21 protein-coding genes are annotated in these 17,357 nt (G+C 68.2%); 3 read left to right on the forward strand and 18 right to left on the reverse strand.

The features are described from left to right. Positions 1 to 91 precede the first annotated feature (91 nt). The 13 genes from BM199_RS01595 to BM199_RS01655 form a co-directional block, all read right to left on the reverse strand. Positions 92 to 748 carry a TrmH family RNA methyltransferase gene (locus BM199_RS01595; RefSeq protein WP_091668327.1) on the reverse strand — a complete coding sequence of 219 codons (657 nt, stop codon included), beginning with the start codon at positions 746 to 748 and terminating at the stop codon, positions 92 to 94. A 22-nt stretch (positions 749 to 770) separates the two neighbouring features. Beyond that, positions 771 to 1,160 (reverse strand): DUF2784 domain-containing protein, encoded by a 390-nt coding sequence (locus BM199_RS01600; RefSeq protein WP_091668330.1) that lies wholly within the window; start codon positions 1,158 to 1,160, stop codon positions 771 to 773. Positions 1,161 to 1,267: 107 nt separating this feature from the next. Next, a complete protein-coding gene (locus BM199_RS01605) occupies positions 1,268 to 1,840 on the reverse strand; it encodes an alkaline shock response membrane anchor protein AmaP (RefSeq protein ID WP_091668332.1) in 573 nt (190 codons plus the stop codon). Continuing rightward, positions 1,837 to 2,373, reverse strand: a complete 537-nt coding sequence (locus tag BM199_RS01610; protein WP_091668335.1) for a DUF6286 domain-containing protein — start codon at positions 2,371 to 2,373, stop codon at positions 1,837 to 1,839. Before BM199_RS01610 ends, BM199_RS01605 begins: the two co-directional genes overlap by 4 nt. Then, positions 2,370 to 2,750 (reverse strand): Asp23/Gls24 family envelope stress response protein, encoded by a 381-nt coding sequence (locus BM199_RS01615; RefSeq protein ID WP_245788071.1) that lies wholly within the window; start codon positions 2,748 to 2,750, stop codon positions 2,370 to 2,372. Before BM199_RS01615 ends, BM199_RS01610 begins: the two co-directional genes overlap by 4 nt. Beyond that, positions 2,747 to 2,935, reverse strand: coding sequence for a hypothetical protein (locus tag BM199_RS01620; RefSeq protein ID WP_091668338.1), 189 nt, complete (start codon positions 2,933 to 2,935; stop codon positions 2,747 to 2,749). Before BM199_RS01620 ends, BM199_RS01615 begins: the two co-directional genes overlap by 4 nt. Before the next feature lie 80 nt (positions 2,936 to 3,015). Beyond that, positions 3,016 to 3,474 (reverse strand): Asp23/Gls24 family envelope stress response protein, encoded by a 459-nt coding sequence (locus BM199_RS01625; protein ID WP_091668340.1) that lies wholly within the window; start codon positions 3,472 to 3,474, stop codon positions 3,016 to 3,018. Positions 3,475 to 3,590: 116 nt separating this feature from the next. After that, on the reverse strand, positions 3,591 to 3,890 hold the full coding sequence (locus tag BM199_RS01630) for a hypothetical protein (protein ID WP_091668343.1): 300 nt from the start codon (positions 3,888 to 3,890) through the stop codon (positions 3,591 to 3,593). Beyond that, positions 3,887 to 4,261 carry an Asp23/Gls24 family envelope stress response protein gene (locus BM199_RS01635; RefSeq protein ID WP_091668347.1) on the reverse strand — a complete coding sequence of 125 codons (375 nt, stop codon included), beginning with the start codon at positions 4,259 to 4,261 and terminating at the stop codon, positions 3,887 to 3,889. Before BM199_RS01635 ends, BM199_RS01630 begins: the two co-directional genes overlap by 4 nt. Further along, positions 4,258 to 4,866 (reverse strand): anti-sigma factor, encoded by a 609-nt coding sequence (locus BM199_RS01640; RefSeq protein ID WP_091668350.1) that lies wholly within the window; start codon positions 4,864 to 4,866, stop codon positions 4,258 to 4,260. Before BM199_RS01640 ends, BM199_RS01635 begins: the two co-directional genes overlap by 4 nt. Continuing rightward, complete coding sequence (locus tag BM199_RS01645) at positions 4,857 to 5,426, reverse strand: RNA polymerase sigma factor (protein WP_091668353.1); 570 nt, start codon at positions 5,424 to 5,426, stop codon at positions 4,857 to 4,859. Before BM199_RS01645 ends, BM199_RS01640 begins: the two co-directional genes overlap by 10 nt. Before the next feature lie 74 nt (positions 5,427 to 5,500). Beyond that, a complete protein-coding gene (pyrE, locus tag BM199_RS01650; RefSeq protein ID WP_091668356.1) occupies positions 5,501 to 6,061 on the reverse strand; it encodes an orotate phosphoribosyltransferase in 561 nt (186 codons plus the stop codon). A 31-nt stretch (positions 6,062 to 6,092) separates the two neighbouring features. Then, the gene (locus BM199_RS01655; protein WP_091668358.1) at positions 6,093 to 6,866 is read right to left on the reverse strand and encodes an SDR family NAD(P)-dependent oxidoreductase; all 774 of its coding nucleotides are present in this window, start codon (positions 6,864 to 6,866) and stop codon (positions 6,093 to 6,095) included. Positions 6,867 to 6,961: 95 nt separating this feature from the next. Between BM199_RS01655 and BM199_RS01660 the strand changes: the two genes are divergently transcribed. Then, positions 6,962 to 7,249: a hypothetical protein gene (locus tag BM199_RS01660; protein WP_091668361.1), complete on the forward strand. Its 288-nt coding sequence runs from the start codon at positions 6,962 to 6,964 to the stop codon at positions 7,247 to 7,249. On the opposite strand, the gene BM199_RS01665 is transcribed toward BM199_RS01660, so the two are convergent. Both BM199_RS01665 and clpB read right to left on the reverse strand, forming a co-directional pair. Further along, positions 7,246 to 8,010 (reverse strand): type III secretion system chaperone family protein, encoded by a 765-nt coding sequence (locus BM199_RS01665; protein WP_245788072.1) that lies wholly within the window; start codon positions 8,008 to 8,010, stop codon positions 7,246 to 7,248. The genes BM199_RS01660 and BM199_RS01665 overlap by 4 nt on opposite strands. A gap of 246 nt (positions 8,011 to 8,256) precedes the next feature. Then, entirely contained in the window at positions 8,257 to 10,860 is a 2,604-nt protein-coding gene (clpB, locus tag BM199_RS01670; RefSeq protein WP_091668364.1) for an ATP-dependent chaperone ClpB, read from the reverse strand. A 259-nt stretch (positions 10,861 to 11,119) separates the two neighbouring features. Here clpB and BM199_RS01675 point away from each other — a divergent pair, with 259 nt between their 5' ends. Then, positions 11,120 to 12,721, forward strand: a complete 1,602-nt coding sequence (locus BM199_RS01675) for an alanine/glycine:cation symporter family protein (RefSeq protein ID WP_091668367.1) — start codon at positions 11,120 to 11,122, stop codon at positions 12,719 to 12,721. Positions 12,722 to 12,789: 68 nt separating this feature from the next. On the opposite strand, the gene BM199_RS01680 is transcribed toward BM199_RS01675, so the two are convergent. Further along, positions 12,790 to 14,292 carry an MDR family MFS transporter gene (locus BM199_RS01680; protein ID WP_218160283.1) on the reverse strand — a complete coding sequence of 501 codons (1,503 nt, stop codon included), beginning with the start codon at positions 14,290 to 14,292 and terminating at the stop codon, positions 12,790 to 12,792. Between the two features lie 90 nt (positions 14,293 to 14,382). Next, complete coding sequence (locus BM199_RS01685) at positions 14,383 to 14,880, reverse strand: MarR family winged helix-turn-helix transcriptional regulator (protein ID WP_091668372.1); 498 nt, start codon at positions 14,878 to 14,880, stop codon at positions 14,383 to 14,385. Between the two features lie 391 nt (positions 14,881 to 15,271). Between BM199_RS01685 and BM199_RS01690 the strand changes: the two genes are divergently transcribed. Next, a complete protein-coding gene (locus BM199_RS01690; protein WP_177242431.1) occupies positions 15,272 to 16,447 on the forward strand; it encodes a globin domain-containing protein in 1,176 nt (391 codons plus the stop codon). A 166-nt stretch (positions 16,448 to 16,613) separates the two neighbouring features. Here BM199_RS01690 and BM199_RS01695 read toward each other — a convergent pair whose 3' ends face one another. Further along, entirely contained in the window at positions 16,614 to 17,114 is a 501-nt protein-coding gene (locus BM199_RS01695) for a pyridoxamine 5'-phosphate oxidase family protein (RefSeq protein WP_342741685.1), read from the reverse strand. Positions 17,115 to 17,357: the final 243 nt, after the last annotated feature.

Consider the following 17,357-nt stretch of genomic DNA (forward strand, 5'->3'; position numbering starts at 1 on the left):
GCACTTTCCCGGGAAAGTGCGCGTTGAGAAGCGCGTGAGCTGGGACGGGGCCACCCGGGGCTCGCACTTTCCCGGGAAAGTGCGAGGGGGGTTACCAGGCTTGGGTGGGGTCGGCGTGCTGACGGATCCAGCTGTGCATCACGATGCCCGCCGCGACACCCGCGTTGATCGAGCGGGTGGAGCCGAACTGCGCGATCGACACCACCAGCGACGCCGCCTGCTGCGCCTCCGCCGAAAGGCCGGGGCCCTCCTGACCGAAGAGCAGAACGCAGTCGCGCGGTAGCTCCGCGGACTCCAGGGGGAGCGCACCAGGCGTGTTGTCCACCGCCACCACCGCGAGCCCCTGCTCGGCCGCGAACGCGGCGAGCGCACCGACGTCACCATGGTGGTGAACGTGCTGGTAGCGGTCGGTGACCATCGCGCCGCGACGGTTCCACCTGCGGCGCCCGACGATGTGCACCGCGGCCGCCGCGAAGGCGTTGGCCGTGCGGACGACGGTGCCGATGTTGTGGTCGTGCTGGAAGTTCTCGATCGCCACGTGGAACGGATGCCTGCGGCTGTCCAGGTCCGCGACGATCGCCTCGCGACGCCAGTAGCGGTAGACGTCGACGACGTTGCGCCGGTCACCGTGCTCCAGCAGTTCCGGGTCGTACCGCGCCGCGTCCGGCCCGGTCGGCCACTCGCCCGGCCAGGGGCCCACCCCGACCTCACGTGCGGACCACTCGGTCGGGCCCTTCTCCTCGCTCACGAGGAGACAGTAGGCAACCGCCTCAGCCCAGCCGGACCCGGTGCTCCCCGACGTCCTCCTGCTGGCTGTCGCGCCAGCGTAGGTAGGCGCCCACGTAGGAGACCACGAACACCACCAGCGCGATCGCCCCGGCCAGCGGCAGTAGCCACCTGGGGATCAGCTCGCCGTAGATGTAGTACTCGTTGAAGCCGTTCGGCAGCGGGCCGAGTCCCTGCAGACCACGGAAGTGATCCTCCAGTGCCGTCAGCGGACACGCCAACGGGAAGGCGACCACGAGAAAGCCCCACGCGGCGAAGAAGACGTGCACGAGGATGCTCCTCGGCCAGCGCCAGGCCAGAAACCCACCGAAGCCGATGTAGATCAGCGCCGCGAAATGCACCACAGCCGTGGCGCCCGCCAGAAATCCCGCCATGACACCCCTCGTTCCCCATTACCCCCGCTTCACACCCCACGGTACTCCTGTGATCAACGAAAATCCCGGGTGTGGGAGCAACGACGCAGGTCAGGGCCGGAGGTGGATCACCGCGCCCGTGCGGGAGCCCGGTTGGTGAGCCGGAACTCGACCTGCGAAGGCAACGACTCGAGATCGAGCGCCTGCCGCAACCTCGGCACCGCATCCTGCTCGATCCGCTGCCGGAGCTCACCGAGGTTCGCGCCCCGCTCCGCGCCGACCACCAGGTACAGCACGGCGTCCTGCCGCTCGCCGGACAGCGAGGCACTCGCCCAGTCCACCCCGGAAACGGCCTCGATCTCCGCGACCAACGGTCCGGTCGCGACGTCGGCGTCGAGCCGGGTGCTGCCCTGCTCGGGCTGCTGGTGCAACTCCCAGGTGCGGGTCTTCGGCCGGCGGGCGGCCTGCGTGAGCAGCCAGCGCAGCGCGAGCAGACCGAGCAGCACAGCTCCCGCGGCGACGACGTAGTAGACCCAGGTGGGTGGCGCACCGGTGCCGGGCACCAGCGGATCGGCAGGGTCCAGCACCCGCAGCACGCCGAAGTGGGTGAACAGCACGAAGACGCCGCCGGCCAGCAGAAGCGCGCCGATCAGGGCAAGCAGGGCGCGATTGAGCCGTGCGGGACGGTTGAGGCTGGTCATCGATCCCTCCTCGGTGCGGAAACACGGACCCGCACCTTCGGCCGCCGTGCCGGTGCGACCTCGTCGAGGCGCTGCTCGATCGCAGTGCGCACGGCCTCGGCGAGACCGTCGCTGTTCGTGCGGTTGGTGGTGACGCGGACACTCGCACGCCCCTTGTGCAGGGTGAGTTTCGCGCCGGAGACACCGTCCACCGCCGCCGCTGTGGAACGCATGTCCGCGCGGAGACCGCGGCGCGTGGCACCGGAGTCCAGCGATGACCCTGCGGCGGCCAGCGGCAACACCACGGGTCTGCCCGGCAGTACCGCGAACAGCACCAACACCAGCCCGAGTGCGGCAAGGACCACGCCGCCGACCGCGACCGGCGCCTCGTTCCAGGACAGCTCGTGCAGCGCGGAGGCTGCCTTCGCATAACTGAGCAGTGGCCGCTCACCGAGCAGCAACTGGATCGCGGACGTGGCGACGAGCACGCAGATGCCGAGCAGGACCAGGGAGACCAGGGTGGCCGGCACGGTTCTGCGCGGACGGCGAATCATCGCACCCTCCTGTTGTCGACCACGGGGCCGCGCAGCCCAGCGACGACGATGTCCACTCTGGACACCCTGAGTCCGGTCAGTTCCGTGGCACGGCGGACCACGTGCTCCCGGGCGCGTTCGGTGGTGGCGGTGACCGACGCGGGGTACGTCACCGACAACCGCACCTCCAGGGTGGTGGTCTCACCGTCGAGCCGGGCGCTGGCTCGCGCCGACCCGGCGATTCCGTCCACCTCGGAGACCGCGTGAGCCACGATCCGTTCCACCGCACGCTCCTCCACTGTGGTGCGGCCCCGGTCCGTGTCCGTGTCCGAGCCGGAGCCGGCCGACAACGAGGGCGCCCTGCGGTCTGTTTCGGGGACCGTGTCCAGGGTGGTCATCGCCTGCCCCGGTCCTTCGCGGAACCGACAAGCGCGGACAGATCCAGTTCGCCGTCGAGCCAGCGGCCGACGAGCAGGCCGACGGCGCCGAGCACGAGCACGGCGACAAACGCGCCGAACCCGCCGAACGCTGCGGCGAAGCCGAGTGCGATTCCAGCGATGAGTCCCAGCAGTGTGGCGTTCATGGCTCCTCCATGAGGGGCATCGGGGCCGCCGCGTGATCGCGGCACGCGGCGGCCTGCCTTGGCAGGATCACGTCACGCGATCACTGCACGCGGTCGGAGGATTCTTCGGACTCGTCGTCATCGCCGGGAATGTGCACGTCGTTCACGTTGATGTTGACCTCGACGACCTCGAGCCCGGTCATCTGCTCGATCGCGTTGATGACGTTCTTGCGAATCGAGCGGGCCAGATCGGCGATGCTCACGCCGTACTCGACCAGGATCTGCAGGTCGACGGCTGCCTGCTTCTCACCGACCTCCACCGAGACGCCCTGACCCGCGCTCGCGCTGGCTCCCGGGATGCGCTCGCGCAGCGCGCCGAACGCCCGTGCCGCCCCGCCGCCGAGGGAGTGGACACCGCTCACCTCTCGTGTTGCCAGCCCGGCGATCTTCTGCACCACGGTGTCGGCGATGTGCGTGGCGCCCTGCTTGGTCACCAGTGCGCTGTTGTCCGTTCCCGTTTCGGTCTTGCTGACGTTCTTCTCCGCGGTGGCGTTCGTCATCGAGGGCTCCCTTGTTCGCGATCCGGCTCGTGTGTTGGGCCTATTGCCCACTTACCGGATAGACACCACGGAAATGCGGAAGTCACGACCCGATCGTGTGACCGTCGCCGCACCCGTCAGACCGCGTCGCGATCGAGATCGGTAACCACGAGCCGCAAGGTCGCTGCCTCCCACTGGGTGCCCACGAGCACCGGCCGGAGGACGTCGGCCGCCGAGCGCAGCAGTGGGGGCAGCGGCAGCCGGGTGGCCACCAGCCGGATCCGGACGACGTCGTCGTCCAGATCGATCGCGATGCCGTCCCAGTCCCAGGGGATACGTGCGGCTGTCGACTCGGCGGTCGGAGTGGCCGGACGAAGGCCGGGCACGGTGCCGAGAGCGGCGAGCAGTTTCTCCGTGATCTCGCCCCGCACCGTCACATCAGCTCCGGTTCGATGTCCAGAATGGACACCGACACCCCGGCCACCCGGAGACCGACATCCTCGGCGATGGCTCGCGCCACGCCGCGTTGTACCGCCTGGCCGACCGCGGCGGCCTGGTCCGCACCGGAGACCACGATGTCCACCCGCACCGAGAGCTCGTCACCGGAGGACTGAACCGTGACCCCTTCGGCCGGGGCTGGTGTGATGCCCTTCCACCTGCCGCGAGCGGCCCTGCTCCAGGCCACGACGAGTCCGGTCAGACCTGGTTCGAGCCGGACGACTCCCGGTGTGCCTGCCGCTGCCCGCGCGGCCACCCCCGCTATCACCACGTCGTCGATGACGAACTCGGTCACGGCGTCCGGACTCATCCCAGTTCCCCGCGATCCGCACCGTAGATGTCGTCCACGACCAGGTCGAGCGACACGAGCTGAAGCCCCACCCGCGCCGCCGCCGCAGCCGTGACCCTTGCGCGCACCTCGGTCAACGCCGCAACCGTCTCCGGGTTGCGGTAGTCCACCGCGAGGGTGAGCTCCACTTCGACCATGCTCTCTCCGGCCTGCCCCACGCCGACCGTGTTGATCCGGCACCGGCGGGCCCGCACGCCGGGCACCGCGTCGGCGGCGAAGCGCAGCACCACGGCGATCGCCTGCGCGCTGACCTCGACCAACCCCGGCTCGCTGGTGGGCAGCCGGACCATGTGTCCGCGCCGGACCTCGGCCCGGACGGCCGACATGATCTTGCCGAACAGATCCGGTGGCGGCTGCTCGGCGTCCTCGATCAACTCGGCGGTCGCCTCGCGCAGTGCGCGCAGGCTCTCCCGCGCGGTCCGGCAGTGCGGACAGGTCCGCTCGTGCTCGTCCGCTCCGTCGATATCCGCGGTGCCGGTGCCGAGGTGCTCCCACACCTGCTCCAGCTCGCGCTCGCACGGCAGTTCGTATTCGCTGCCCGCGGAGTTCGCCGAGTTCATCGCCATGGCTTCATCACCTCTGCCAGTTGGGCCCGTGCCCGCGCGATGCGGCCGCGTACCGCGGTAGTGCTCGATCCGACGATCGTGCCGATCTCCTCGTAGGAGCGGCCGTGCATTTCGCGCAACAGCCAGCAGGCGCGCTGTTCCGCGGTCAACTGCTGCAGCGCGCTGTTCAGCGCGGCCAGCTGCTCGCTGACCTGCGCCGCCTGCTCCGGCCGGACGTCCTGGCGTGGCGACTCGGCCTCGGCATCCAACTCGACCTGCGGGCGACGCCCGCGCAGCACGTTCAGGCAGCGGTTGGTCGCGGTGCGGTAGAGCCAGCCGACGAAGGCCGCGTCCTCCTGCAGCTGTCCCAGCCTGCGCCAGGCGACCAGGAACACCTCCTGGGTCACGTCCTCCGCGTCCCCGCGGTTGGCCAGCATCCGCAGGGCGAGCCGGTAAATCGGTCCCTGGTATCGGAGCACGAGCTGCTCGTAGGCACGGACGTCGCCCTCGCGCGCCCTGCTCACCAGGGTCACATCGTCGAGGGCGGGTTCGGCACCCCCCGCTGTCGTCGAGGTCGTCATCACACCTCCCGCATCTAGGACGCACGGGGGCGGAAAACGTCACGCGCGACTTTTCGGCGCGGGACGAGCGCGGGTCAGCTCAGGCCGAGGTCGTGCAGATCGAGGAGGTGACGGTAGGTGAGGCCATCCTTCTCGATGGCCTCACGGGCACCGGTGTCGCGGTCCACCACGGTGGCGACGCCGACGACGGTCGCCCCCGCCTCCCGCAGGGCCTCGACGGCCGTGAGCACGCTGCCACCGGTGGTGGAGGTGTCCTCGACGGCGAGTACACGCTGACCTGCCACCTCCATGCCCTCGATGCGGCGCTGCATGCCGTGTTCCTTGACGGACTTTCGCACCACGAAGGCGTCGAGCACCATCCCGTCCGCCGCGGCGGAGTGCAGCATGGCGGTGGCGACCGGATCGGCACCGAGGGTCAGCCCGCCGACGGCGACGTAGTCCCAGTCGGCGGTGAGCTGGCGCAGCAACTTGCCGATCAGCGGGGCGGCGGCGTGGTGCAGGGTGGCCCTGCGTAGGTCGATGTAGTAATCCGCCTCCTTGCCGGAGGCCAACGTCACTTTCCCGTGCTCTACGGAGAGTTCGTTCACCAACCTGGCGAGTTCGAGCTTGGCGGCTTGATCCAATCCGGAGTTCACGCCCCGGAGTTTGTCACACCCGTGCGGAGAATCAGGTGCGGCCTCGTCCGGCGAGCCGCCCCGCGATGCGCTGCAACAACGCCGTGGGCAGCAGTTTCGCCACGGCGACGACCACCTTGTACTGCGGGCTGGGGATGGAGATCACTTTTCCGCGGCGCAGGTCGGCCAGCCCCTCGGACACCACCCTCGACGCATCGAGCCAGAAGAACTTGGGTCCCGGCTTGTCCAGCCCGGCACGCTGGTGGAACTCGGTGTTGGTGAAGCCGGGGCAGAGGGCGATCATGCGCACGCCGGTTCCCGGCAACGCCCCAGCGGTGCCCTCGGTGAACGAGGTGACCCACTTCTTGCTGGCTGTGTAGGTGGATCCCCGGCCGGAGAAGAACCCGGCGACGCTCGACACATTGATGACGTCCCCGCGCCTGCGCTCGAGCATGCCGGGCAGGACGGCCCTGGTCAGTCGCAACACCGCGGTGACGTTCACGTCGAGCTGATGCTGCAGGTCGTCCATCGAGGCGTCCCACAACTCCCCCGCGAGGCCGAGGCCCGCGTTGTTGACCAGCACGTCCACCGGCTGGTCTCCGTCGGCGAGCACCGCCTCGACGGAGGCGCGTCCCTCGGCGGTCGAGAGGTCGGCCGGTAGCGCCCTGACCTGGACGTGGTGCGTGGCGGCGAGTGCGGTGGCCGCCTGCTCGAGGCGGTCCTTGTCCCTGGCGACGAGGACGAGGTCATGTCCTTCGGCGGCGAGGGCGCGGGCGAACTCCGCGCCGATTCCTGCGGTCGCGCCGGTGATCAATGCGGTGGGCATGCCCTGACCGTACCGTCACCTGACACCACTTGAAGGTCACCGACCGTGCTCGGGTAAACCCTTCCGTGGACGTACTACGAGCGGACACCATCCTCATGAATGATGAGAACGGCTCAGGCGACTACATCTCGTTCATCAAAGGCTTCTCCGCCGCGATGGACACCGGGACGTGCGACGAGGCGAACAGCGGGACCGGGATCGAACTGGACACCGGCGCGTACGCGATGGGCTACGCGGCGGCGGTCGAGGAGCGCGTATCGCGGCCGCGCTATCTCGAACTGAGCGCCACTGCGCCGATCCAGCGGGAGAGACCCAGGGCCAACGACGTTCCCGACCAGGGCACGTTCAGCGGCAGCCTCGACCTCGGAGAGCTCGACTCCTAGAACGGGTGCTGCCTGCTCGGCAGGTCGTCGGTACCCGAGATCAGGTCGGCATCCGGATCACCGGCGTCACCGAGGGCGGCCGCTCCGTCTCCGTTCTCCTGCCAGTGCCTGCCGGGAAGGGCGTCCTCGTCGAACGGGTCGACGATGTCGGCGATCTCGCCGAGGTCGCGCAGCAACCGCTCCAGCCTGGACGGGCCGACATTGGGGGCGACGCTGGCCAGCACCCAGTCGCCCTCCAGCCAGGCGACACCGACGTCGCCTCCGAGCGCGTCCGCGGCGTCGACGAGTTCCTGGGTGATCAGGCTGCGAGCACCGGCGATGTCGTCGGCGAAGGCGTAACGCTGGCCGACCGGGCCGAGCAGCTCGGGCATCTCGGCCCGTTGGAACGGCACGCTCGCCAGCCAGAGTTCGAGCAGCACGGGGTGCACGTGGTTGCAGCGGACCGCGACGATCACGGCGGGGATCACGCCGTCGGACTCGACGTCGAAGACGAAGACCGAGCGCCTGCCGTCGGAGGTGAAGGTCGAGCCCGCGACGACGTTGACCGCGGCCTCGGCGCCGAAGTACCCGATGGCACCGGCGGACCAGCGCTGCGGCAGCCGCTCGTCCTCCTCGACGAACTGCCATCCGCGCAGGTCGGCCCATCGGGCACGCTCGCGGTTCCGGGAACCTTCCTTGGCCCGGTCGACAGCCAGCAACGCCAGGCCGGCCACTGCGGCAGCGACGGCGATGACGAACCAGATCCACGCTGGAATACCCACGGGCACCAGGGTATCCCCCACACGGTTCGGACCAAGATCAGCAGGCCGTGTCGGGCCCACCCGTTCGTGCCAAACGCGGTGCACTTTCCCGGGAAAGTGACGTTGTTGCGCACGCACCTACCGCGCACTTTCCCGGGAAAGTGCGCGGCTCCGGCCCGGCGACGTGCGGGAACGCGTCAGGGGGTGACACTTTCCCGGGAAAGTGCGATGCCCGAGTCCGCGCTTTCCCGGGAAAGTGCGAGGTGGTTACTCCGCGCGGGTGACGGTGAGGGTGTGGCCCGCCTCCGCCAGGGACGTGTCGACATTTACCGTGTCGCCGTCGCGGATCTCTCCGGCCAGCAACTGCTTCGCCAGCTGGTCACCGATCGCCGACTGCACCAGCCTCCGCAGCGGGCGCGCTCCGTATATCGGGTCGAACCCGTTCATCGCGAGCCACTCCCGCGCCGCGGGGGTGACTTCCAGAGCGAGTCTGCGCTGCGCCAGCCTGCGGCCCAGCCGCTCGATCTGGATATCCACAATGGACGTGAGCTGCTCGGTGTCGAGCGCGTGGAACACCACGATGTCGTCCAGCCGGTTGAGGAACTCCGGCTTGAAGTGCCGCTGCACCACAGACAGCACGGCCTCCTTGCGCTCCCGCTCGTCCAGTGCGGGATCGGCGATCGCCTGTGAGCCGAGGTTGGAGGTCAGGATCAGGATCGTGTTGCGGAAGTCGACCGTGCGGCCCTGCCCGTCGGTCAACCGGCCGTCGTCCAGCACCTGCAGCAGCACGTCGAACACGTCCGGGTGCGCCTTCTCCACCTCGTCGAGCAGCACCACCGAGTACGGCCTGCGGCGGACCGACTCGGTCAGCTGGCCGCCCTGGTCGTAGCCGACGTAACCGGGTGGGGCCCCGACCAGGCGAGCCACGCTGTGCTTCTCGCTGTACTCACTCATGTCGATGCGCAGCATCGCCCGCTCGTCGTCGAACAGGAACTCCGCCAGCGCCTTGGCCAGCTCGGTCTTGCCGACACCGGTCGGACCAAGGAAGAGGAACGAGCCCGTCGGACGGTCCGGGTCGGCGACACCGGCCCTGGTCCGGCGCACCGCGTCCGACACGACCCGAACGGCCTCGTCCTGGCCGACCACCCGCCGGGCCAGCTCCTCCTCCATCCGCAGGAGCTTGCCGGTCTCGCCTTCGAGCAGCCTGCCCGCCGGGATTCCGGTCCACGCGCTCACGACCTCGGCGACGTCGTCGGCGCCGACCTCCTCCTTGAGCATCACGTCGACCGATCCGCCCGATGTCTCGGTCGCGGCCGTCGCGCTCTCGAGCTCCTTCTCCAGCGCCGGGATCTTGCCGTAGCGGAGCTCGGCCGCCCGGCCGAGGTCACCGTCGCGCTCGGCCCGCTCCGACTCACCGCGCAGCTGCTCCAACTGCTCTTTGAGCTCGCGGACCTTCTCGATGGAGCCCTTCTCGTTCTGCCAGCGGGCAGTCAGCGCGCTGAGCTGCTCGCGCTTCTCGGCCAGCTCGGCGCGCAGTGCGGCCAGCCGCTCCCCGGACGCGACGTCGTCCTCTTTGGACAACGCCATTTCCTCGATCTCCATCCGGCGGACCGCCCGCTCGACCTCGTCGATCTCGACAGGCCTCGAGTCGATCTCCATCCGCAACCTGGACGCGGCCTCGTCGACCAGGTCGATGGCCTTGTCCGGCAGGAAGCGGGCGGTGATGTAGCGGTCGGACAGGGTGGCGGCCGAGACCAGCGCGGCGTCGGTGATCCGCACACCGTGGTGCACCTCGTAGCGCTCCTTGAGCCCGCGCAGGATGCCGATGGTGTCCTCGATCGACGGCTCGCCGACGACGACCTGCTGGAAGCGGCGCTCCAACGCGGCGTCCTTCTCGATGTGCTGGCGGTACTCGTCCAGCGTGGTCGCGCCGACCATCCGCAGCTCGCCCCTGGCGAGCATCGGCTTGATCATATTGCCCGCGTCCATCGCGCCCTCGCCGGTGGCACCCGCACCGACGATCGTGTGCAGCTCGTCGATGAACGTCACGACCTGCCCCGCGGAGTCGGTGATCTCCTTGAGAACGGCCTTGAGCCGCTCCTCGAACTCACCGCGGAACTTGGCGCCGGCCACCATCGACCCGAGGTCCAGCGCCACCACACGCTTCCCGCGCAGCGACTCCGGCACGTCCCCGGCCACGATGCGCTGGGCGAGGCCCTCGACGATCGCGGTCTTGCCGACGCCGGGCTCGCCGATCAGCACGGGGTTGTTCTTGGTCCGGCGGGAGAGCACCTGCACAACGCGGCGGATCTCCGTGTCCCTGCCGATCACCGGGTCCAGTTCACCGGCCCTGGCCCGCTCGGTCAGGTCGATGCCGTACTTCTCCAGCGCCTGGAAGGTGCCTTCCGGATCCGGGCTGGTCACCCGCGCCGACCCGCGCACCTTGGTGAAGGCTTCCTTCAGTGCGTCCGGCGTCGCGCCATGCCGGGTGAGCAGGTCCCCGACGGGACCGCCCTCGGCCGCGAGGCCGACGAGCACGTGCTCGGTGGAGACGAACTCGTCACCGAGTTCGGTGGCGAGCTTCTGGGCGTGGGTCAGTGCCTTCACCGCGGCCGAGTCGAACTGCGGGCTGGACACCGTCGCACCGGTGGCGGAGGGGAGACCGTTGATGATCGGTTCCAGCTCCTTGTGCACCTGATCGGGGTCGGCCCCCACCGCGGTCAGCAGCGGGTGGGCGAGTCCGTCGCCCTGAGCCAGCAGCGCGCCGAGCAGATGCGCGGACGCGACGTGCGGATTGCCCGCCATCGTCGCGGCCTGCGCGGCCGACGAAATCGCCTGCTGGGTCTTCGTGGTCGGGTTGAAAGCGTCCATCCCCTCACCTCTGTGTCAGTCGCCGTCCCTGATGACAGCGTCTCGCAAACACCATCGCTATGCATAACGTCAGGAAAGTTGAGCGTGTTCCGCTCAACCCACGGCTACTCCGTCCGTCGTAGCACCTGCTGACCAACCGCAATAATCCGATCACACACAGTCGCAGAGCCTCGACCTCGGTAAACAACGTGCGCAAACTGGTAACTAGATCGGCCCGAACACTTGTATTTGCGGGCAACTTTGGGTCCACTACCGGACCATGTCAGTCATCAACGCCGGTCTGTCGGCCACGAGCTCGCCACCGGGTTCAACTACACAGGTCCTCGCCGCGGAAGGCGGCACCCTCGCCTCCATCGAGGACTGGATCAACAATACGTTCAACCCGATCAAGGACGTCGTCTACAACTTCGTCTTCGCAGAGGTCACCGTCTTCGGCGCCACGTTCCCGTGGATCGTGGCCTGGCTGGTCATCGCGGCGACGGTCTTCACCATCTACTTCGGCTTCATCCAGTTCCGGAGTTTCAAGCTCGCACTGCAAATCGTGCGCGGAAAATGGACCCGCAAGGACGAACCGGGCGAAATCACCCACTTCCAAGCGCTGAGTTCGGCCGTCTCCGGCACGGTCGGGCTCGGAAACATCGCCGGTGTGGGCGCGGCGGTCACCATTGGTGGCGCGGGAGCCACCTTCTGGATGATCCTGGCCGGCCTGCTCGGCATGTGCACCAAGTTCGTGGAGTGCACGCTCGGTGTGAAGTACCGGGAGTTCAACGCTGACGGCAGCGTTTCCGGCGGGCCGATGCACTACCTGCGCAAGGGAATCGCCGAACGCTTCGGCAACAACTTCGGCGTCATGCTCGGCAAGGTGCTCGCGGTACTCGCCTCGATCATGATCCTGTTCTTCGGTATCGCAGGCGGCAACATGCTGCAGGCGAACCAGACCTTCGCGCAGCTGCGCGACGTGACCGGCGGCGAAGACGGCTTCCTCGGCACGGACGGTGCCGCGCTGATCTTCGGCCTCGTGCTCGCAGCGGTCGTTGGTGCCGTCGTGATCGGCGGAATCAAGTCGATCGGTGCCGTCACCAGCCGCCTTGTGCCGTCGATGACGCTCATCTACGTCACCGCGTGTCTCATCGTCATCCTGGTCAACTTCACCGACGTCCCCGGCGCGATCGGTGAGATCATCACCGGCGCCTTCGCTCCGGAGAGTGTGGCTGGTGGCGCGATCGGTGCGCTGATCGTCGGTTTCCAGCGCGCCGCGTTCTCCAACGAGGCGGGTCTCGGCTCGGCACCCATCGCGCACTCCGCGGTGAAGACGAAGCACCCGGTCACGGAGGGCTACGTCGCCCTGCTCGAGCCGTTCATCGACACGGTGATCGTCTGCACCATGACCGCGCTGACCATCGTCATCGCCAAGACCCAGTTCTGGACCGACGGCAAGGCAACCGTGTTCGCGGGCGGAGAGGTCCCGGACGGCGTCACCGTCACCTCGGAGTCCTTCGCCACGGTGCTGCCCTGGTTCCCCTACGTGCTCACGGTCGCGGTCGTTCTCTTCGCGGTCTCCACGATCATCACCTGGGGTTACTACGGCGAGCGCGCCTGGGTCTACCTGTTCGGCAGCAGCATGGTCGTCAAGCGGATCTACCACTTCGTGTTCTGCTTCTTCGTGGTGGCCGGCTCCGTGCTCACCCTCGGCGCGGTGCTCGACTTCGCCGACGCGGTGCTGTTCCTGCTGGCGCTGTTCAACATCATCGGTCTGTACCTGTTGATGCCGGTGGTCAAGCGTGAACTGAAGTCGTTCCGCGAGAAGATGCGCACCGGCGAGGTGCGGCGAACGGACCGCGAGGACGAGCCCGTCGGCTGACCAACAGCCATCGACCAACTGATACAGGGCGGGCGTGCCGTGGCTCCACGGCACGCCCGCCCTTCCGCTCATTCAGCCGTGTCGAGTGTGGTGCGCAGCGGTGTTTCGCGGATGAACACCACGGCGACCAGGGTGACCAGGGCGACGCACGCGGCGATCAGGAAAATCGTGCCGGTGGCATCGCCGTAGGCAGCCCGGACGATCTCCTGGACCGGAGCGGGCAGCGACTCGACATCGAGGGTGCCTCCGCCGCCCGTGGTGGCGCCCTGGCTGGAGATTCCCATTCGGGCCAGTGAGTCGGTGATCCGGGACGCCACCTGCGTGGCCAGCACCGCGCCGAGGGCGGAGACGCCTGCCGAACCGCCGAGCGTCCGGAAGAAGGTCACCACGGACGAGGCCGAACCCATGTCCCGCATGCTGACCGTGTTCTGCACGACCAGCACCAGGTTCTGCATCAGCGAACCGACCCCGATCCCCATCAGCGCGAGATAGCCGCCCATCAGCGTGAGATCGGTGGTGTGATCGACCGTGCTGAGCAGGCCGAGCCCGAGCAGCAGCACGACCGCCCCGCCGACCAGGAACGGCTTCGTACGGCCGGTACGGGAGATGATCTGCCCGGCGATGGTGGAGGAGAGGAACAGGCCCAGCACCATCGGCAGGGTCATCAGCCCGGCGTGCGTTGGCGAGTAGCCCCTGGCGATCTGGTAGTACTGCCCGAGGAAGACCGCGCCACCGAACATGGCCGTGCCGACCGCGAGAGTCCCGAGCACGGAGAGCGCGAAGGTGCGGCTGCGGAACAGCCGCAACGGCACCACCGGCTCGCTCACCCTGGACTCCACGAGCACGGCGAGCGCCAATGCGGCCACGGCGCCACCGATGTAGAGCATCGAGGTCGCCGACACCCAGTCGAAGCTCTTGCCCGCCAGCGAGATCCAGATGAGCAGGAGTGCCACACCGCCGACGAGCAGCTTCGCGCCGAGCCAGTCGATCTTGACCTTGCGGCGGACCACCGGCAGGTGCAAAGTCCTGCCCAGCACGATGAAGGCCGCGATCGCCAGTGGCACGCTGACCCAGAAACACCAGCGCCAGCCGAGCGGGCTGTCCACGATGATTCCGCCGAGGATGGGACCGGACACCGTCGCGACGGCGAAGGTGGCGCCGATGTAGCCGCTGTAGCGCCCCCGATCCCGCGGGGGGATCATCGCGGCGATCACCACCTGGATCAGCGCCTGCAAACCGCCCATTCCGATGCCCTGCAGGGCGCGGAACGCGATCAGCTCGGGCATCGACTGGGCGATACCACCGAGCACCGAGCCGACCGTGAAGATGACGATAGCCAGCTGGTACAGCAGTTTCTTGCTGAACAGGTCGGAGAGCTTCCCCCAGATCGGGGTGGTCGCGCAGGCCGTCAGCAGCATCGCCGTGACCACCCAGGTGTACTCACTCTGCGAGCCGTTCAGGTCGGCCAGGATCGTCGGCAGCGCGTTGGACACGATCGTCGAGGACAGGATCGCGACCAACAGCGCCAGTAGCAGGCCGGAGAGGGCCCGCATGATCTGGTTGTGACTCATGGGCGTGTCGACGGGACCGCTGTCGCCGGCCTCGATGGCGGCGGCCGGTGCGGCGGCCTCGGCCGTGGCAGTGGCTTTGTACATCGCTATCTACTCTGTTCCGTGTTGATTACGGGTGGTCGCCACTCGTGACTCCTCGTCAGCCGCCAGCACCGCCCGCAGGTCCTCGTTGACGGCGGCGAGCCGCTCGGCGACCACTCGCACGTCGTGTTCGTCCCATTCCCCCAGCGCCCTGCGGAAGAGTTCGAGGTGCATTCGGCGCCACCGCGCCAACTCCTGCGCACCCCGCTCGGAGACGCGGACCAGTGCCGCGCGCCCGTCCTCGGGAGCCGGCCTGCGCTCGACCAGTCCCGAACTCGTGAGCTGGGTGATCTGCCTGCTCACGACCGAGAAATCGACCATTCTGCGTCTGGCCAGTTCGGACGGGCGAACCTCGCCGCAGCGGTCCAGCTCGGCGAGCAGGGCCGCCGCGGCCGGATGCAGGCCCATATCGGCCTGCCAGAGCTGGGTCGTCCAGGCGTGCTGGAGCTGCCCCGAGGTTCTGAGCCGCCGAATCAGCTCGAGGCTTGCGTCGTCGGCGGCGGTCACCAGAAACCTCCGGGCAGGATTTACTTACTTGGCCTATACAACTTTAAACCTAGTTAGTTGCGTATGGCAACTACACAGGGAGTGAGCTAAGGCACGTGATTACCCGCTGTAGACCACCCGACCGGAGCAACCCGCGTGGACAACTCGGGCAGCGTCTACCGCACGAGCGATCGGCGACATATGTTGTGCGAGGTGCGTGATCCGAGAGGTGGAATATTCATGAAGTTTCAGGGGTCAAGGTGGGTCACTGACCTGCCGATGACTGGAGAGACGGCGGCGGTCACCCGTTCGTGAATAATCGGAAGCGCAAGCCTGGCACTGGGAACAACCCATCGTTCCCTGAGCCCGGACGCCGTCGAGACGTAGAGGTTGAAACCGGGACCGGAGAGTAATGACAGCAGACGCCGTCAGCCCTGTCCCCCGGTCTGCCTTGCCGCGGGAGGCGCCGCCCGCGGTGACCGCGATGGTCCAGCTGATCCGGGACACGTGGGCGATGGCGGAGCCGTACACGCCGGAGATCTCCCAGTTCTTCTACGGCATGCTCTTCACCCTCGCTCCTGCGACCCGGGACTTCTTCCCGATCAACATGGAGGTTCAGCGCGGCAGGCTGGTCCGCGCGCTGGTCCACATCGTGCAGATGGTCGACCGGCCGGACGACCTCGCCCCCTTTCTCCGGCAGCTCGGCCGGGACCACCGCAAGTTCGGGGTCATCTCCGGGCACTACGAGGCCGTCGGCACCGCGCTGCTGGCCGCGCTCAAGCGGCAATTGGGGCCGGAGTGGACCGCGCAGGTCGAACGCGCGTGGGCCGAGGCCTACACGATCATTGCCAGGGCGATGCAGGCGTCGGCCGAGTCCGATGACAACCCGCCGTTCTGGAACGCCACTGTGGCCGAACACCGGCGCCTGACCTGGGACCTCTCGCTGGTCCGGGTGGAGCCCGAGTACCCGGTGCCGTTCGAACCGGGTCAGTACATGAGCGTCGAGGTGCCACAACGGCCGCGGCTGTGGCGTTACCTTTCACCGGCCAATGCGCCACGACCGGACGGCTCGCTGGAGTTCCACGTGCGGGCCGTGGACGGCGGCTGGGTCTCGCGGGCCATCGTGAGCCACACGCAGAGCGGCGACGTCTGGCGGATCGGCCCGCCGCTCGGCCGGATGAGTGTGGACCGGGAGTCGGGTCGCGACGTCCTGATGGTCGCGGGCGGCACCGGTGTGGCACCGCTGCGCTCGATCCTCGACGACCTGGCGCAGTGGGCGGAGAACCCGAGGGTGAAGCTGTTCTACGGCGGCCAGACCCGGGAAGACCTGTACGACCTCGAACAGTTGCGGATGCTCGCCTCGACGAATCCGTGGCTCAGCGTCGTGCCTGTGGTGGAGCGCGGTGCGGGCCTGCCAGGCTGCGAGCACGGGACGTTGGCGGACGCCGTGACACGGCACGGCGCATGGCCGAACCACGACGTGCTGGTCGCGGGCTCACCGGCGATGATCCGCGCGACGGTGTCGCGAATGCTGGTCGCGGGCACGGCCCTGGACCAGATCCGCTACGACCCGTTCACAATCGACTGAGATGGCAACGCGAAGTCACCACGTGCACAAATCCTCCATCGAAGGAGATGCACGCAGCGCTGAGCCTGCGAAGCGCTGCAGATAAGACAGAGTCTGAGATGGCCCGCAACCAGCGTGGGCCACTCGACCCCCACCCCCACACCACCCCCGCACCACCCCCGCCCCCTCACCGACCCACCCCCGCCGCCCGATCCGCCCGCACGCCGAAGTAGTCGCCCCCCTTCCCGCGCACGTCGTCGGTGCCCCACGGCCGGTCGGTGACCACCTGCCGCATACCGGGAATGTGCTTGCGGCAGTGGACGTAGGCCTCCTCGATCTCGACCTCCACCCACAACTCGGGCCTGCGCCCGGGGCGGCTCTCCACCGGAAGCCCGCAAAACTCGGCGCGGAACTCGGCGTCGGCGACGACGCGGGCCCTGCCGTTGATGTGCAGCCCGATTCGATCGCGGAAGAAGTCGATCAGCAGGATGCCGATGTTCGGGTTCTCCCTGATGTTGCCGAGGCTCGCATGCACCCCGTTGCCGCGATATTCGGGGTAGGCGATCCGGCGCTCGTCGAGGACGTGCAGGAATCCGGGTGGCCCCGCCCGGAACGAACAATCGGCCGCGCCCGCGCCGTCGGCGGTCGCGATGAACGCCATCTCCATTCGTCCGGCGAATTCGATCATTGCCGGGTTCAGATGATCAAGTAACTGATCCCGATAGAACCGTTCGGCCCTGTCGCGCGTTCCGTACTCGCACTGCAGAAGGTACTCGCCGGTCGAATTCATAACCGCCGACCATGGCACACACGTCGAAGACCAGGTACCGCAGGATGTCGCATCGCCGCGCGAAACTCTCCGGAATCACCGTGCAACACGACGTATCCGGCTTGCTCCGTTCGAGGCAAACACACTCGACATCCTGCCGCG

This window comes from Amycolatopsis marina, assembly GCF_900111885.1.
In the GTDB taxonomy this organism is placed as follows: Bacteria; Actinomycetota; Actinomycetes; order Mycobacteriales; family Pseudonocardiaceae; genus Amycolatopsis; species Amycolatopsis marina.

What these genes read in the sequence shown, in the direction of transcription:
- BM199_RS01600 (WP_091668330.1), bottom strand. Translation starts at nt 1,160, where the DNA reads ATGGCGGGATTTCTGGCGGGCGCCACGGCTGTGGTGCATTTCGCGGCG.
- BM199_RS01605 (WP_091668332.1), bottom strand. Translation starts at nt 1,840, where the DNA reads ATGACCAGCCTCAACCGTCCCGCACGGCTCAATCGCGCCCTGCTTGCC.
- BM199_RS01610 (WP_091668335.1), bottom strand. Translation starts at nt 2,373, where the DNA reads ATGATTCGCCGTCCGCGCAGAACCGTGCCGGCCACCCTGGTCTCCCTG.
- BM199_RS01615 (WP_245788071.1), bottom strand. Translation starts at nt 2,750, where the DNA reads ATGACCACCCTGGACACGGTCCCCGAAACAGACCGCAGGGCGCCCTCG.
- BM199_RS01620 (WP_091668338.1), bottom strand. Translation starts at nt 2,935, where the DNA reads ATGAACGCCACACTGCTGGGACTCATCGCTGGAATCGCACTCGGCTTC.
- BM199_RS01625 (WP_091668340.1), bottom strand. Translation starts at nt 3,474, where the DNA reads ATGACGAACGCCACCGCGGAGAAGAACGTCAGCAAGACCGAAACGGGA.
- BM199_RS01635 (WP_091668347.1), bottom strand. Translation starts at nt 4,261, where the DNA reads ATGAGTCCGGACGCCGTGACCGAGTTCGTCATCGACGACGTGGTGATA.
- BM199_RS01640 (WP_091668350.1), bottom strand. Translation starts at nt 4,866, where the DNA reads ATGGCGATGAACTCGGCGAACTCCGCGGGCAGCGAATACGAACTGCCG.
- BM199_RS01645 (WP_091668353.1), bottom strand. Translation starts at nt 5,426, where the DNA reads ATGACGACCTCGACGACAGCGGGGGGTGCCGAACCCGCCCTCGACGAT.
- BM199_RS01655 (WP_091668358.1), bottom strand. Translation starts at nt 6,866, where the DNA reads ATGCCCACCGCATTGATCACCGGCGCGACCGCAGGAATCGGCGCGGAG.
- BM199_RS01660 (WP_091668361.1), top strand. Translation starts at nt 6,962, where the DNA reads ATGAATGATGAGAACGGCTCAGGCGACTACATCTCGTTCATCAAAGGC.
- clpB (WP_091668364.1), bottom strand. Translation starts at nt 10,860, where the DNA reads ATGGACGCTTTCAACCCGACCACGAAGACCCAGCAGGCGATTTCGTCG.
- BM199_RS01675 (WP_091668367.1), top strand. Translation starts at nt 11,120, where the DNA reads ATGTCAGTCATCAACGCCGGTCTGTCGGCCACGAGCTCGCCACCGGGT.
- BM199_RS01680 (WP_218160283.1), bottom strand. Translation starts at nt 14,292, where the DNA reads ATGAGTCACAACCAGATCATGCGGGCCCTCTCCGGCCTGCTACTGGCG.
- BM199_RS01690 (WP_177242431.1), top strand. Translation starts at nt 15,272, where the DNA reads ATGACAGCAGACGCCGTCAGCCCTGTCCCCCGGTCTGCCTTGCCGCGG.
- BM199_RS01695 (WP_342741685.1), bottom strand. Translation starts at nt 17,114, where the DNA reads ATGATCGAATTCGCCGGACGAATGGAGATGGCGTTCATCGCGACCGCC.